The organism is Saccharibacter sp. 17.LH.SD (assembly GCF_009834805.1).
In the GTDB taxonomy this organism is placed as follows: domain Bacteria; phylum Pseudomonadota; class Alphaproteobacteria; order Acetobacterales; family Acetobacteraceae; genus Saccharibacter.
Genome location: NZ_WVHO01000005.1, coordinates 1 through 13233, shown reverse-complemented (window position 1 = coordinate 13233; position 13233 = coordinate 1). Strand labels below are relative to the sequence as shown.

The window sequence follows — 13233 nt, the reverse complement described above, 5'->3', positions numbered from 1 at the left end:
CTATGGCGGAGGCTCTAAACCCGATCCCATCCCGAACTCGGCCGTCAATACCTCCAGCGCCTATGATACTGCCCCTCGACGGGTGGAAAAGTCGGTCGCCGCCAGGTCCCCTCGCTTACCCCTATCCCCCTGACGCGGGGTGGAGCAGCCCGGTAGCTCGTCAGGCTCATAACCTGAAGGTCGTAGGTTCAAATCCTACCCCCGCATCCAATACATCCCCCACTTTGAAGAAGCTTAGATCCTGTACGTTCAAATACAGATCAACCTACGCTCTAGACGCACAAAGCTTCTCTCCTCTAAGAGGAAAGACTGCCTTCGGTTTCTTGTATGTTTTTGAGCGCTAAACTGTTCGTTACGATGGGTTCTTTAAGGAGAAATTAGGACATACCCTGATTAAAGGATATGTCCTTTTTTAAATTAGGAGGAAGAACGAGAAAATAAAGCGTAACGGCCTGGCCCAGTGATTCCTAAAGCAAGGAGTCCGCCGGCGACGCTCATGTTTTTGTAGAAATGAATCATCATGTCATAGTGAACCATACCAGCAGGGAACGTCCAGAAATGATGGCCAATGAATGCTGTGACGATTGTATAAGGAGCTAAAAGAATAGCAACAGGGGAGGCTAAAACACCTGTGAGAATAGCCAGGCCACCTCCGAGCTCAACGATGACAGCGATAGCAGCAGCAACGCTAGGGAGAGGAACGCCAAGGCTCTGCATATAGCCTACAGCCATCCCAAAGCCTTGCAATTTGCTCCATCCCATGATGAGAAATAAGGAAGAGAGTAGAACACGAGCAAGAACAAGAAGTATGTCCTTTTGTGCAGAATTTACCATTAATATGCCCTTCTAGAGAAATCTGACAGGCATTTTATAATACGTAGCTTCTGTAAAAAATATGGGCAAAATTAACAATCGATGATTTCAAAAATTAAATGTAACAAAAAAGCCAGCTTCCTCAGCTGGCTTTTAAGAAGAGCAACTTTAATTATGCTGCGAGATGAATATTGGTCTTGATATTACCTTTAGTCGCATGAGCATAAGGGCAAAGAAATTCTGTTTTCTTCAGAAGGTCCTTTGCAATATCAGAGGAAATGCCAGGTAGGGAAACAGAGAGCTCAACTTCGAGCCCAAATCCACCATCAGAGCGTGGGCCAATACCAACCGTTGCTGTAACCTCAACATCGTTTGGCAATGTAATCTTCTCTTGAGAGGCAGCAAGTTTCAAGGCGCCTATAAAGCAAGCAGCATAGCCAGAAGCGAACAACTGCTCTGGGTTGTTGCCTTTTCCATTGCCACCAAGCTCCTTTGGAACGCCTAAAGTGACTTTGAAGGAACCGTCAAGCGTTTCAGCGTGACCATCGCGGCCTCCAACAGCACGAGCAGCCGTACGATAAAGAACGTTAACTGACATAATAGCGTCTCCTTTTAGGGAGGCAAGTTTTGCCCCCCTTAGTTGTGAGTTCTTATGTGAGGCCGAAGAGCCCTATTTTTCAAGAGTTGAAAGACGCCATATCAATCACAAAGCGGTAATGAACATCACCTTTTTCCAGACGCTCAAAAGCTTCGTTAATTTGATCCATACGAATCATTTCACAATCTGGGAGAATGTTTTTTTCAGCACAAAATTCAAGCATCTCTTGTGTTTCGGGAATCCCACCAATGAGGGAGCCTGCTACACGGCGACGTCCCATAATGAGAGGCACGCTGGATTGCGCTTCCATGGGGCCAATTTGACCAACCATAACGAGCGATCCGTCAATATCAAGCAATGGAGTGTAAGGGTCGAGGTTATGGGTATAAGGGACTGTATCAATGATAAGATCAAAGCTGTTGGCGGCCGCTTGCATTGAGCTTTCATCGGTAGAGATGAGAACTTTATGAGCACCAAGACGTAATGCATCGGCTTCTTTACGTTTTGAGCGGCTAATAACAGTGACTTCTGCGCCCATACCAATAGCGAGTTTAATGGCCATATGACCGAGGCCACCCATACCAATAATTCCAACGCGTGTCCCTTGGCGGACATTCCAATTACGCAGCGGAGAGTATGTGGTAATACCAGCGCAAAGAAGGGGAGCAGCGCGAGAAAGGTCTAAACCATCTGGAACACGAAGCACGAATTCTTCGCGTGCGATGAGTTGCTTCGCATAGCCACCACGTGTGATCTGTCCATCTTGACGGTCAGGGCTGTTGTAGGTGGCCGTCATTTCATGACGACAATATTGTTCATTGCCAGCATGACATTGATCACAATTCTGGCAGGAATCGACCATACAGCCGACGGCAACAGAATCGCCGATTTTATATTTTGTGACATCGGAGCCGATAGCTGTAACACGGCCGATAATTTCATGACCTGGTACAAGTGGGTATGATGTCATACCCCAGTCATTGCGCGCCATATGCAGGTCTGAGTGACAAACACCGCAATAAAGCACTTCCATGGCAACATCATTGTTGCGGAGTTCACGATGTTCAAACGTAAATGGTTCGAGTGGAGTTTCACTGGAAGTTGCTGCGTAGGCAGAAATAGTCATGGGGAAAGTGTCCTATCTTCTTTTTCTGGAAAATGGCAGGAACATTATTGTTCCATTAAATTAGAACAATAATGTACCATACCCATATCTTCTCTTTTGCCAAGAGGGGAGAGAAGAAGAAACTTTGCAATACGATGGAGAGGAGGGACTACTCCGGCAGGCCCATAATAAGGTTCATCCCTTCGTCATTTGCAAGGACGGCAGCTTTTTCTTTTGTATTAAGAGTCCGGAGAGCTTCTTTGAGAGAAGCACTTTCACGCAGTTTTAGAAGCCCTGTTAACAGAGGAATATTGATGGGATCTCCAGCTTGTCGTGCAGGTGGCAGAGACGCCCGATGCATCATGCGAAGGAAGGGGTCATGTCGAAGAGCTGTGAAGGCTTCAAAGTGAGGGATTTCAGGAGATTCTTTTTCTTCTGCCTCTGCAAGACGCATGATTGAAGGTGGATGACTTTCTTCTGGAATTAAAAGAAGACCAGCTTTACGGGTCTCATCTCCGATGTAACGACTTGATGTGAAAGCAACGAGAGGGATGGCTAAAAGGAGCCCGATAAGGACAGGGAGCATCCACAAGAATAAAGCGGTGGAAACAGACCAAGCGGCGATACTCAAGGCGAAGCCGAGAGCACTATACAGCCAATAGCGGTGAGTGATTTCTTTAAGTGGGACGCGTCCATCCGCGCGGTTTTGAGCGTTCCATCCAGAGTCCCGGCCTAGTAGAATCGATATGATCCCAGAGGTTTGGATAAGCATAGCAATGGGGGCGATCAGCGCACCCAGTATAGTCTCAATAATAACGGAAACCGCTAGTCTGAAAATGCCACCTATTTTTTTGCGTTCATCGGTGTTGAGGCAACAAGCAAGGAAAGCGAGAATCTTAGGAGCAAGCAAGATCAGCATGGTGGTGAAAAACACCGTCCGTGCTTGGATAGGGTCGACATGTGGCCAATGTGGATAGAGAGTTCGAGACGTCCCAAAATAAGCTGTGTGAGAAAAACGTGCCTGTAAGGAAATGAGAATACCGCAAAGTAAAAAGAGCAACCAAAGCGGTGACATTACATAAGAGCCAATTCCAACCAACATATGTGAACGGCTGATCCAGTGGAGTCCTTTTGTTGGTAGAATACGAGCATGTTGTAGATTCCCCTGGCACCAGCGACGATCACGAATGGCAATATCGGTCAAGGAAGGAGGACTTTCCTCATAGGACCCAAAAAGTCCAGGCACCATATGAATTGCCCATCCCCCGCGGCGCATGAGAGCAGCCTCAACGAAGTCATGACTTAGAATATGCCCACCAAAGGGAGGCTTGCCAGGAAGGTGGGGAAGGCCCGCTTGTTCAGCAAAAGCTTGGGTGCGGATGATGGCATTATGGCCCCAATAATTCCCTTCTGACCCGTGCCACCAGGCAATACCATGAGCAATAAGCGGGCCGTAAATGCGTCCGGCGAATTGTTGCATACGGGCGAAAAGTGTATGCCCTCCTGCGATGACAGGGAGGCTTTGGATCAGTCCAACATGAGGGTGGCTTTCCATGGCGTGTGCCAGGCGGACGATTAAGCCACCATCCATTAAACTGTCGGCATCCAGGGTGAGCATATGTGGATAAGTCCCTCCATGATGCTGCACCCATTCAGCAAGATTCCCGGCTTTACGATCGACATTTTGAGCACGACGACGATAAAAAACGCGATGCCGAGCGTAATCGTGCTCACGTAACGTGAGATAGGCGCGTTCTTCTTCGATCCAAATATCAGGATTGGTGGTATCGGAGAGGATAAAAACGTCGAATTTATCAGCCTGTCCCGTTTCTTGAAGGCTCCGCAACATGGCTTGCAGGTTAATCATCAAGCGGGAAGGAGGCTCATTATATGTTGGAAGGAGAATAGCTGTGCGATCATGAACTGATGGAAGAGGCCCATCGCGTTGCAGGCCTAACCCAAGGCCTCCGCCTCTGATGAGAGAGAAGAAACCACCAATAGCCGACACAAACGAAAGAGAAAGCCAAAAGCTAAGAATGGCGAACAGCACCAAAATAATGATGCCTAATGTGGAGAAGCCCAGCGCATTGAAAACTTGATTGATTCTTTCGACACCATATCCCGTTAAAGCGAGGGAACCTCCAAATACAAAGAGACGTCTAAGCCATAGAGTTGAAGGGGTGGTTGGGAGACGCCAGAAAGGCCGACCATATCGTTTAGGCGGGCGTCCTAGATCTTGAACCGGCATGTCCAGAGGGGAAGGTGGCGGCAAAAAAGCTTCGGTTGAGGAAGAAGGGTTCATGTCTGTCATGCGGTCCAGCGATAAAGCCATGTTTCAGAGATAGGGCCTTGATCGGTAGCGAGTTGTGCCTGAAGTTCGGAAAGTTTTGTGTCTCCAGGGACGAATTCAAAGAGAGCCCGCATTCCTTTTACTTCTGGGTTGGGCACAATCGTCACATTGCGAATGTTCCCGGTTGAACATTGCGTGACAAGATGAAACCTTGTTTCTGGAGGCAAAGTTCGGAAAGGCTCCCCGTTAAAGTCCAACACAATTTGGCGGACTTCTGGATGGTCAACGACGCCACCAATGCGTGTTGCAACGACACGAGCCAGTCGTGTGGGCCAGGGAGTATCCCACCCCCAATACATACGGTAGGTGAAGTTATAGCTTTGACCGCTTTTTAAGGGCTGTTTTGGTCTCCAAAAGGAAACGATATTATCATTCACTTCGCTGGGTGTCGGAATTTCAATGAGATTAACACTGCCATCTCCCCAGTTTCCAACGGGTTCAATCCACAAAGAAGGTCGTTTTTCGTAATGAAGAGCGAGGTCTTCATAATCACGGAAGTCGTGTTTGCGTTGCATCAGACCATAACCATAGGGGCCTGTATCACTGAAGACTGAGAATTGTAGATCTGTTGGATTGGTAAGGGGGCGGTAAAGTTGTTGGCCGGTGCCCGTCCACATTTGGAGGGCTTCACTATCATGGGCTGCGTGGCGCCAATCATCGACGTGACTACGATTATTCGCATCGAAATAGAACATGCCCGTTAATGGGGCGACGCCACCGCTATCAATGTCGTGACGCGGGAAAAGCGAAGATTGTACATCAAAGAGAGTCGTTTCCCCTGGGCGAATACTGAAACGGAACGCCCCTGTAATAGAAGGGCTATCCATGAGGGCATGAATGACAAGGGAATCACTCCCTGCCGTAGGCTTTTCCAGCCAAAATGAACGGAAAAGAGGAAATTCCTCCCCTTTCAGGGAGCCTGTATCTTTTGCAAAACCGCGTGCTGAAAGGCCATAATCCTGGTTTTTCGCGAGAGCTCTGAAATAGGAAGCACCTAAGAAGACGGCACATTCTTCCATAACGCCTGGCGTGTTGATGGCATAACGAACACGGAGTCCCGAAAATCCAACATCTTCTGTAACTTTGAGTGCGGGATCACGGTAGGTAAAAAGGTCTGCGTTATAGGGCACAAGGTCGGCTTGACCATCAACAACGTTAAATATCTCAATACGAGGGCGGTAGAGATAACCGCGAGGGAAGAATTCAACATCGAAAGCAAGTTTGTCATCATGCCAAAGCGCCTTTTCGGGGTTGTAGGCGATAGATGAGAACTGATCGAAGTTCATATGCTCTAAAGTAGGGGGGAGTTTTTGCGAAGGCGCTTCGAAGGGGTGTTGGGCAAGGGTCTTTGCCAAATCATGCACGGTATTATTGTCAAAGCTATGCGATATAGAGGGGGCTGGACCAGCAGCGTGACCATCTCTGACTAAGAAACGGAGAAAGGAGAGGCCTGTGCTGAGCCCGAGGCCAGCTTTGATAAAATGGCGGCGTAAAACTGGCATAGATTCTTTTTAACTCCCTTGTCGCAGTGGCGATCAACTACCTCAATGTGACACTCTGAAAGAATGAATGACATTAGTAACGCATATCAGTGTGATAAAGATATTTTATTAACTTTTAGTCCCTGATAGAGGGCAAAATTAAGACATTCCACGGGATAGTGAAACCAAGGTTGGGATTTTTTTAGAATAATGTTCAACCATGTGGGGAGACGGCGGGGATAAGAGGGGCACCTCAAGAAGGCAACGTATTTGGCCAAGTTCTTCAATACGGCGTGTATTTTCAGGGTTAAGAGGGCCACTGCTTATAAAGCCTAAAACGGGTAGCTGCCGTCGATAGAGTGCTTCTAGGCTGAGAAGTGTGTGATTAAGGGTCCCTAATGTGCTGCGTACGACCAAGACGATAGGAAGGCCGAGTGCCGCGATGAGGTCAATCATCATCATAGTATCGGTGATAGGGACCATGAGCCCTCCGGCACCTTCAATAATGAGTGGCTGGTGTGAGAGAGGTAGGGTTAAGTGCGTTGGATTGATAGTGATCTGATCATGATGGGCGGCGGCATCGGGTGCAAGAGGTTCGCGAAGGCTGTAAGCGGGGGGGATCATACGATCGGATGGTAATTGGGCAAGATGGCGGACTGTCGTGGTATCTCCAGGGTCTTCATTGAGTCCCGTTTGGAGGGGTTTCCAGTAGGTAGCCTCCCAGGCACGGCAAAGAATTGCTGAGATAAGTGTTTTCCCAATATTTGTGTCGGTCCCGGTGACGAAAACACCGCGAGAGGTATCGAGTGAAACGGAAGGGGGTGGTAAAAGAGATGTGTGGGATATCATACGTTTTTCCGGAAAAAGCCAAACCCTATGTGATAGGTAACCGCATGGTGGTGGTCATCGAACCACTGCATGGCCTGTTTTAGGCCCAGGCCACGTGTTGGTAGGTAAGAATTTTGTGGGAGTGTTGCGCCAATACGGCGTAAATCTCTTAGAAAATGACGGGCAGAAGGGACGGGGTCCGTTAAAAGATGCTCTTCCCAGAGGCCTGTTCCATCTAAAGGCCACTCCTGATTGAGAAGCTTGAGAGAAGGATAATCAGGTACGCCACAGGGTATGTGTGTGGCCAGACAGCTTTCCCGCCATTCTTTGAGGCTGTCTTGTACAAGCGTTGCAATAACAAAGCATCCGCCTGGAGCGAGAAGGGGAATCAGGCGTTTTAAAGCAGCAGGGCGGTCCGTAAACCATTGCCAGCAAAGACTGGATGTAATGAGGTCGAACGGTGGATGGTGTGATGATGGCCAGTCGGTATGTGGGAATTCCCCGTCCATGATGCGTAAAAAAACATTCGGAGATGAGCCGAGACGCTCGTCTGTTCGTTTGAGCATATCCGGGGACAGATCCGTCGCGCATATGGATGCGTTGGGGAATAAGTGACGGAGCTCAGAGGTTAAGAAACCTGTTCCACACCCAAGTTCAAGAATACGTTGAGGGGGAGAAGGAGCACAATAGGTATAACTGTCTTGGGCAAGGTGGGTTGCACAACGTTTTTGAACGCGTGCTGCTTGGTCATAGTGAATGGCGCTATTGAAGCGATCACGAATAGAAGATTTTCGATGATCAGTCATAGTGCGATGCTATGGCACGAAGATGTTGGGCACACAAATGAGGATGAGTTAATGGCAGCACATGACCACCGGGCAGTGTGTCTTGTCGTGCAGGGGGTGGGAGGCCTGAGCGAGCAGGTGAAAGGGGGTCGTCTTGCCCGACTAAGCTATTAAGTTTTCCAGACCATCGTGTGAGATGAGGGCGGTGATCAGCTTGTATCAGTGTTGTAAGGCCAGCTTGGAGCGTTGCTTGGTCTGGTGTGTGTGGGAGAGGTGTTCGGTTGTCTCCACACATATGTCGAAAAGCGTGCAAGACAGAGGATGTATCCTGACAGAGGCGGCGGTTCATACGTTCTATAAAGCGAGCTGGAATTCCTTCAGGGAAGGAGGCCGCCTGGCTGAAACGTGCAAACCCGTTAATTGAAAGCATACCGCGGCACAACGGCGAATCCTGAGCTAAAAGAGATAAGACACCCGTTGAATGACCAACGGCTAGATAAGGTTCTTGTGGGGGAGGCGGAAATGACGGTGCACCGTTATAGCCAAAATCTATGATAACGGCGCGAAAACCGGGTAATTGATGCAGCATCGCGGTCCAAAAGGAGGCATCATAGCTCCAGCCATGAGCGAGATAGAGACAGCGCAGCATTATGGATTTTCCAACGAACAATATTTGAGGAGAGCATCTCCCAATCGGTCTATGTCTGCAGCGCTTATCTGACTATTAAGGGCGATGCGTAAACGTGCTGTATGAGGAGGCACGGTAGGCGGCCTTATGGCCGCGACAAGAAATCCCGCATGTTCCAACATTTTGGCTATGGAAAGCGCCTGATCACTTTCTCCAATGATGACGGGGATGATTTGTGTTGTTGAGGTGCTAGTGGATCGCCCGATAAGATGAAGGCGTTTGCGTAGTTTGGAAGCGTGAGCGTGTAAGGTATGGCGTTCTTGTTCCAATGTAGGAATCAGATCTAACGCTGCGTCGATGGCCCCTAATAGGGCGGGTGGTAGCGCTGTGCTGTAGATAAAGCCAGAAGCCTGGTTAAGAAGATAATCACATAGGGCTCTAGAGCCTGTGACAAAGGCGCCCATTCCTCCAAGAGCTTTACTGGCTGTGCTCATGGTAATATCAGAAAGACCATGGCCTAGACCGCGCCCTTCTGGGCCAAGAACACCTGTGGCATGGGCTTCGTCAATGTAAAGGAAGGCGCCAAAGTGATCCGCTAAGGCACGAAGTGCAGGGATATCTGCTTGATCACCATCCATAGAGAAAACGCTCTCTGTGACAATGAAGCGTAATCCTGTTGTATCTTTGTCTCGGGATAGAAGCTCTTCTAAATGAGTGAGATCATTATGGCGGAAACGTTTTTGGTGTACGCCAGCGCTTAAGCAACCGTGATGGAGGCTCGCATGGTTCAGGCGGTCCATATAGAATTGTGCTGGAGCGCCTGTCTCTTGACGAGAAAGTGCAGAAAGGGCTGGAATGATGGAGGCGTTAGCTTGCCAGCCGCTTGCGAATAATAGGGCAGCCTCACTGGATTTAAACGTGGCCAACCGTTCTTCGATATGGTGGTGCAGCGCGAGTGTGCCTGTGACTAATCGGGACGCACGCGCTCCAGCGCCATAGCGCTCAGCCCATTCGGCAGCCCGTTGCTTGACGATCGGGTGATCGGCAAGGCCTAAATAATCATTTGATGAAACATCAAGTAACTGGGTGCCATTGCGCCAAAGGTAAGGGCCATCCCGTGTGATTGAGGAAAGAGTCCGCCGTGTTTGGGTTTCGTCACGGCGCTTTAAAGCGTGTTGGAGGGCTTGTTGAAGAGCGTTCATGACGTATAGGTTTTCAATACACGGATAATTGCATTCGTGAGATGAGAGAGCTCATGAGACGAAATAGTAAAAGCGGGTGTGAGATAGATAATATTACGGAAGGGGCGAATCCACACATTTTCAGCAAGGAACGCGTGTTTAAGCGCCGTGATATCGTTTATTTTTTCGAGCTCGACTACGCCAATAGCCCCCATAACACGGACGTCTTTTACAAATGGAAAAGAACGACAAGGAGCAAGTTCAGCTTTTAATTGGGCTTCAATGCGATGCACTTGGTCCAAACGCGGTTCTGTTTCGAACAAATCTAAGGAAGCATTCGCAACAGCACAACCAAGAGGATTTGCCATAAAAGTAGGGCCATGCATGAGCGCATGAAGTGGGTTGTCAGATAAAAATGCTTCAAAGACATGGCGGCGTGCCACCGTGGCGGCCAGGGGCATTGTTCCACCAGTGAGAGCTTTGGAGAGAGCTATGATATCTGGTGTTACAGCGGCTTGCTCGCAGGCAAACATCGTCCCCGTGCGACCGAAACCGGTGAAGACCTCATCAAAAATGAGAAGAATACCATGATGATCACAGAGGCGGCGTAAATGTTGCAATGTTGCTGGATCATGGAAAAGCATCCCACCGGCGCCTTGCACTAAGGGCTCTGTGATGAGAGCAGCAATCGTATGGCCTTGCTGATCCAGGAGCGCCTCAAGCGCTGAGAGGCGTTCGGGATTTGTCGGGAGATCGGCTAAATATTGCTTGGGAAGAGCCTCTCCAAAGAGGGAGTGCATGCCTTCTTCAGGGTCACAGATCGCCATCATACCTAACGTGTCGCCGTGGTAACCTCCACGAAATGAGAGGAGTTTATGACGGTCTGATCTGCCGTGATTCAGGTGGAATTGTACAGCTATTTTAACCGCAACTTCCATGGCGACAGAGCCGGAATCAGTGAAAAAAACTCTTTCAAGATCTCCAGGAAGAAGGGTGGCAAGGCGCTGAGCAAGATGTTGAGCGGGCTCATGTATCATCCCACCAAACATAATATGCGGCATCCGCTGGGCTTGGTCGTTCAGGACTTTTTGAAGATGTGGGTGGTTATAGCCGTGACATGCCGTCCACCAGGACGCGATACCGTCAATAAGTGTGCGGCCATCCTGTAACGTAATAGTACTACCGGTGGTGGAGTGCGCTTTCACCGGAAAAGGGGATGTTTTCATTTGGCAATAGGGAAGCCAGAGAGAGGGTAGTGTGTCGGCAGAAGCGTTCATAAAGAGATAGTATTTCGTACTGGTAAAGGAGAAATATAAAAAAGCCTTTAAGGCACTGCCTGTAATTATGACAGAATCGATAATTGCAAGAAAGGTTATTATCTTTTTACCCTAGGCGTGTAGCGGTATGGATACTTTTTTCTCTAGATCGGACACTCTATATAGACGGGTATCTTATTTTTGCACCTAGCGCCTGGGTAGCGCGTTTTTGGAGGTAGGGATGATAAAGGCGTCTCGGTTTGCAGTTCTTGGACTAACATCATTTCTGGCTTTGGGGGCTTGTGAAACCCCTGGTGAGGATTCGCGCCCTGATGTCTACGATCAATCTCAGGTTAATGGGGTGCAGCGTGGGCGTGTTGTGAATATCATTTCGGTATCAAGCGCACGAGTGAATGTTGATAATTCACATAATCATGAAACATCTCAAGTTGTTGGTGGGTTGTTAGGGGCTGCATTGGGGGCGGGTCTTGCTGCTGGTCCTGGGGGGGCCGGTTGGGGTGGAGGCTTGGCTGCCGGTGCCGGTGGTGCTGCGGGTGGTGCTTTGTTAGGAGGGGCTGCTGTGGGTGGTCATACCCTTGTTAGGGGGGTGACAATTGCATACCAAGATCGTGCTGGAGGTGAGGCACTCTTATCAACTCAGGTGGGGCGTACGTGTGAATATCGACCTGGGAGTGCTTTGTTAGTGATAACGGCGAATAATCAAACACGTGTTCAACCGAATGCTTCATGTCCGAGAAGATAGTAAGGAAAGTGTAAATTGAAAAAGGGAAAGCGTTATGAGGTATTGGCACTATCTTATGTCGGTTGGTCTATTGGGTTCGCTTTTCCTCGTTAGTGGAGGAGTCGTTCACGCGCAGTCGGCCGATACTGATCCGTATCAGATAGAGACTTTGGCGCATATCCAAGATAGTCAGGATGCGCGCCGGGCTGCTTTGCAGAACGCTGATCAGGAGGCTGAACGTTTGGAACAGCGGAGAACAGAGTCACGTTCTGCTTTTGAAAAGACAACAAGAAGGCGTAAAGTCCCCCGGACCTCTGTGAATCAAAACGTGCAAGAGCGGCCGGCTGATATGTATCGAGAACGTCGTTTCCTCCCTGGTTCGTTAGGTTTTAATCAGTAAAGGAATGACATACTTTGCGTAAAAATTTATAAATCTATGAGTTGTTCTGTAAGAAATATCTTAAAATAAAGAAAGATGCATTTTAAAAGGCATAACCATATGTAAATAGGGTTCTTATTTTATATAGGTTTGTAATTTTTATTGTTCTTGATGGGAGTAGGTGAACATAATATTTGTGTTCGCCTGCTCTTTTTTCATTTTTGTAAGAGGAGAGAGTGATGAGAGCATATTGTTGGATTCTTTTTCGTTTTCATGAATTAGTAAGCAGTAGAGGCTAATGGGAAGAAAAAAAGATTGTAATCTTAAGTTAAGCTATTCTATATATCAGTGCGAATATAGAACAAATATGTAGTTCGTTTGAGAGCTTTTTTCGTTCTCCTATGCTTCAATTAGAGTGTGGGGTTCTTTCGTCCTTTTTCTTATCCTGAGGGAGCCTTTCCCGTGCGTTTGTTCCTGACCAAAAAAAACTTGCAGAATAACCGTTACGTTTTCACAGAGGAAAGACTGTCTGGCCTTCCTCATACGTTTAAATGGGGGCATGTAGCGGGCCTCCTCTTAGGAAGCGCAGGGATATGCTGGACGGGAGGAGCCTACGCAGACGATGTGGCTCCGTCTCTCACCATAGATAATAGTAATTCTTCAACAGTTAATAACAATTTTGTAGGTGCAGGTTCTATCATCCAGAACGGCAGCGGCGCTACGACGCTGACCGGCACATCTGTTCTGATGGGCAAGGACGTTGTTGGTTCTGCACTTCCCCATAAAGAGACAGACCCCACACTAGGCGGCAGTGTTATCATTCGTGATGGCGCGATCAACATTCAGGGCAGTGGTGCCAATAATGGTGACCTAGCCTTTAATGCGTCCCAGAATGGATCTGTTGCAGGCAATATTGTTGATAAGACGACCGGAGCGGTTGTAGGCACGGTCAGCAATAACGGCACGGTTACGGCTGTGGGTGACAATGCGTCCCGCTTGCAGGGTTTTGTGGCCAATAATGGCTACACGATTGTTGGTCAGGGTGATCGCGGGAACTTGACGCTCTCGAAGGGTGCGGTTCTGGCGG

General features: G+C 48.6%; 13 protein-coding genes, 1 tRNA gene and 1 rRNA gene. 5 read left to right on the top strand and 10 right to left on the bottom strand.

The annotated features are described in order from the left end of the window. Nucleotides 1-107 (top strand): 5S ribosomal RNA (gene rrf / locus GS501_RS01285); the annotation flags it as partial. Nucleotides 108-133: 26 nt separating this feature from the next. Continuing rightward, nucleotides 134-210 (top strand) — tRNA-Met (locus GS501_RS01280). A 207-nt stretch (nucleotides 211-417) separates the two neighbouring features. On the opposite strand, the gene GS501_RS01275 is transcribed toward GS501_RS01280, so the two are convergent. From GS501_RS01275 to GS501_RS01230, 10 genes are all read right to left on the bottom strand, one after another. Next, nucleotides 418-834: a DoxX family protein gene (locus tag GS501_RS01275; RefSeq protein ID WP_160830086.1), complete on the bottom strand. Its 417-nt coding sequence runs from the start codon at nucleotides 832-834 to the stop codon at nucleotides 418-420. Nucleotides 835-985: 151 nt separating this feature from the next. Further along, nucleotides 986-1411, bottom strand: a complete 426-nt coding sequence (locus GS501_RS01270; protein ID WP_160830085.1) for an organic hydroperoxide resistance protein — start codon at nucleotides 1409-1411, stop codon at nucleotides 986-988. A gap of 79 nt (nucleotides 1412-1490) precedes the next feature. Beyond that, nucleotides 1491-2537, bottom strand: a complete 1047-nt coding sequence (locus tag GS501_RS01265) for an NAD(P)-dependent alcohol dehydrogenase (RefSeq protein ID WP_160830084.1) — start codon at nucleotides 2535-2537, stop codon at nucleotides 1491-1493. 148 nt (nucleotides 2538-2685) lie between these two features. Next, nucleotides 2686-4827, bottom strand: coding sequence for a glucans biosynthesis glucosyltransferase MdoH (mdoH, locus tag GS501_RS01260; protein ID WP_237442359.1), 2142 nt, complete (start codon nucleotides 4825-4827; stop codon nucleotides 2686-2688). Beyond that, nucleotides 4824-6368, bottom strand: a complete 1545-nt coding sequence (locus tag GS501_RS01255; protein WP_160830082.1) for a glucan biosynthesis protein — start codon at nucleotides 6366-6368, stop codon at nucleotides 4824-4826. Before GS501_RS01255 ends, mdoH begins: the two co-directional genes overlap by 4 nt. Nucleotides 6369-6506: 138 nt before the next feature. After that, nucleotides 6507-7196: a dethiobiotin synthase gene (gene bioD, locus GS501_RS01250; protein WP_160830081.1), complete on the bottom strand. Its 690-nt coding sequence runs from the start codon at nucleotides 7194-7196 to the stop codon at nucleotides 6507-6509. Next, nucleotides 7193-7981 (bottom strand): methyltransferase, encoded by a 789-nt coding sequence (locus tag GS501_RS01245; protein WP_160830080.1) that lies wholly within the window; start codon nucleotides 7979-7981, stop codon nucleotides 7193-7195. Before GS501_RS01245 ends, bioD begins: the two co-directional genes overlap by 4 nt. After that, a complete protein-coding gene (locus tag GS501_RS01240) occupies nucleotides 7974-8609 on the bottom strand; it encodes an alpha/beta fold hydrolase (RefSeq protein ID WP_160830079.1) in 636 nt (211 codons plus the stop codon). Before GS501_RS01240 ends, GS501_RS01245 begins: the two co-directional genes overlap by 8 nt. After that, the gene (locus GS501_RS01235; protein WP_160830078.1) at nucleotides 8609-9790 is read right to left on the bottom strand and encodes an 8-amino-7-oxononanoate synthase; all 1182 of its coding nucleotides are present in this window, start codon (nucleotides 9788-9790) and stop codon (nucleotides 8609-8611) included. The genes GS501_RS01240 and GS501_RS01235 overlap by 1 nt, the downstream gene beginning before the upstream one ends. Then, on the bottom strand, nucleotides 9787-11046 hold the full coding sequence (locus tag GS501_RS01230) for an adenosylmethionine--8-amino-7-oxononanoate transaminase (protein ID WP_160830077.1): 1260 nt from the start codon (nucleotides 11044-11046) through the stop codon (nucleotides 9787-9789). The genes GS501_RS01235 and GS501_RS01230 overlap by 4 nt, the downstream gene beginning before the upstream one ends. Before the next feature lie 220 nt (nucleotides 11047-11266). On the opposite strand from GS501_RS01230, the gene GS501_RS01225 reads away from it, so the two are divergent. From GS501_RS01225 to GS501_RS01215, 3 genes are all read left to right on the top strand, one after another. Further along, the gene (locus GS501_RS01225; RefSeq protein ID WP_160830076.1) at nucleotides 11267-11788 is read left to right on the top strand and encodes a hypothetical protein; all 522 of its coding nucleotides are present in this window, start codon (nucleotides 11267-11269) and stop codon (nucleotides 11786-11788) included. Between the two features lie 55 nt (nucleotides 11789-11843). Next, on the top strand, nucleotides 11844-12167 hold the full coding sequence (locus tag GS501_RS01220; protein WP_237442358.1) for a hypothetical protein: 324 nt from the start codon (nucleotides 11844-11846) through the stop codon (nucleotides 12165-12167). 441 nt (nucleotides 12168-12608) lie between these two features. Beyond that, nucleotides 12609-13233: hypothetical protein (locus GS501_RS01215; protein ID WP_160830074.1), on the top strand; the 625-nt coding region annotated here is incomplete at its 3' end.

Bases quoted from the DNA above. Each gene is read 5' to 3' on its own strand.
- mdoH (WP_237442359.1), bottom strand. From the start codon at position 4,827: ATGACAGACATGAACCCTTCTTCCTCAACCGAAGCTTTTTTGCCGCCA.
- GS501_RS01255 (WP_160830082.1), bottom strand. From the start codon at position 6,368: ATGCCAGTTTTACGCCGCCATTTTATCAAAGCTGGCCTCGGGCTCAGC.
- GS501_RS01245 (WP_160830080.1), bottom strand. From the start codon at position 7,981: ATGACTGATCATCGAAAATCTTCTATTCGTGATCGCTTCAATAGCGCC.
- GS501_RS01265 (WP_160830084.1), bottom strand. From the start codon at position 2,537: ATGACTATTTCTGCCTACGCAGCAACTTCCAGTGAAACTCCACTCGAA.
- GS501_RS01270 (WP_160830085.1), bottom strand. From the start codon at position 1,411: ATGTCAGTTAACGTTCTTTATCGTACGGCTGCTCGTGCTGTTGGAGGC.
- GS501_RS01220 (WP_237442358.1), top strand. From the start codon at position 11,844: ATGTCGGTTGGTCTATTGGGTTCGCTTTTCCTCGTTAGTGGAGGAGTC.
- bioD (WP_160830081.1), bottom strand. From the start codon at position 7,196: ATGATATCCCACACATCTCTTTTACCACCCCCTTCCGTTTCACTCGAT.
- GS501_RS01240 (WP_160830079.1), bottom strand. From the start codon at position 8,609: ATGCTGCGCTGTCTCTATCTCGCTCATGGCTGGAGCTATGATGCCTCC.
- GS501_RS01230 (WP_160830077.1), bottom strand. From the start codon at position 11,046: ATGAACGCTTCTGCCGACACACTACCCTCTCTCTGGCTTCCCTATTGC.
- GS501_RS01225 (WP_160830076.1), top strand. From the start codon at position 11,267: ATGATAAAGGCGTCTCGGTTTGCAGTTCTTGGACTAACATCATTTCTG.
- GS501_RS01235 (WP_160830078.1), bottom strand. From the start codon at position 9,790: ATGAACGCTCTTCAACAAGCCCTCCAACACGCTTTAAAGCGCCGTGAC.
- GS501_RS01275 (WP_160830086.1), bottom strand. From the start codon at position 834: ATGGTAAATTCTGCACAAAAGGACATACTTCTTGTTCTTGCTCGTGTT.